Source organism: Staphylococcus sp. HMSC056G08 (assembly GCF_001812305.1).
Classification (GTDB): Bacteria; Bacillota; Bacilli; order Staphylococcales; family Staphylococcaceae; genus Staphylococcus; species Staphylococcus simulans.
In genome coordinates this window covers 1-1,367 of the sequence record NZ_KV808538.1, presented here as the reverse complement: position 1 = coordinate 1,367, position 1,367 = coordinate 1, and the positions used below count along the sequence as shown (strand labels likewise).

1 protein-coding gene is annotated in these 1,367 nt (G+C 38.6%); it reads left to right on the top strand.

Going from position 1 to position 1,367, the window contains the following annotated elements:
- Positions 1 to 881, top strand: an 881-nt coding sequence (locus HMPREF2846_RS13285; protein WP_176745496.1) for an SH3 domain-containing protein, incomplete at its 5' end; no start/stop codon positions are given.
- Positions 882 to 1,367: the final 486 nt, after the last annotated feature.

The window sequence follows — 1,367 nt, the reverse complement described above, 5'->3', positions numbered from 1 at the left end:
AAGGGTACAACTTACCTAAGCGTGGATATAATCCGAAGTTTATTGTTATTCATAATGACGCGGGAAGCAAAGGTGCAACTGCACAAGCGTATAGAAATGGTTTAGTCAATGCGCCATTATCTAGACTTGAGGCAGGTATTGCACATAGTTATATCTCAGGTAATACTGTTTGGCAAGCGTTAGATGAATCTCAAATAGCTTGGCATACTGCTAATGAGTATGGGAACAAGAACGGTTACGGTATTGAGGTCTGTCAGTCAATAGGAGCAGATGATAAAACATTCTTGAAAAATGAACAAGCTGTATTTCAAGAATGTGCAAGGCTATTGAAAAAGTGGGGGTTACCTGCAAACAGAAATACTATCAGACTGCACAACGAATTTACATCTACATCTTGCCCACACAGAAGCGCAGAGCTCCACACAGGCTTCAATCCAGTCACGCAAGGGTTATTGCCTAAAGATAAACAATTGAAGCTTAAAGACTACTTTATTAAGCAAATCAGAGCTTATATGAACGGTAAAGTACCTATTGCTACAGTTGCTCAAGGTACAAGTGCATCAAGTAATACAGTAAAGCCAGTTGCAGGAGCATGGAGACGCAATAATTATGGTACTTACTATATGGAAGAAAAGGCAAGATTTACGAACGGTAATCAACCGATTATGGTACGAACTGTCGGACCATTCACAAGTTGCCCACATGCTTATGACTTTCAACCGGGTGGCTGGTGTGATTATACAGAAGTAATGCTTCAAGATGACCACGTTTGGATCGGTTATGACTGGGAAGGACAACGATACTATTTACCAATCCGTACATGGAACGGTGTCGCACCACCTAATCATGGTGTGGGCGAACTTTGGGGTAGTATCAGTTAAGAAAATGCGTTATAATACAAACGCAAGGGGTTTTACCTTGTAATAATAATATAAAATCATCTCTATACTTTTATTGAGGGTTACCTACGGGTAGCCCTCTTTTTTGTTGATTATGTAAAAGAAGCATGCTATGATTTGTTTTGCAGTATGCATGTCGTGCATATTGCGCCCTTACTTCATGGATGCTTTATCTTAGGCATCTATATGTATTTTCATTACTTTCTCTCTAATCTATCCAACGAGAATACAGCCACCTTTCGAGGTGGTATACATATTAAGATTCACTTAACTAGTAGGTAGATTTTTGACAAAATGAAATCACTGTATTAACATGATAGTCGCAGTATCGAAAAAGATACTGTAATGTTTATAGTTTCTCTATCTAACTCAACTTTTAGAGGTTGTAACAGTCTTAACGATAAATAGTGCTTAGAGGTTGCTTCGGCAGCCTCTTTTTTATGATATAATACAGATACACGAGAGGCA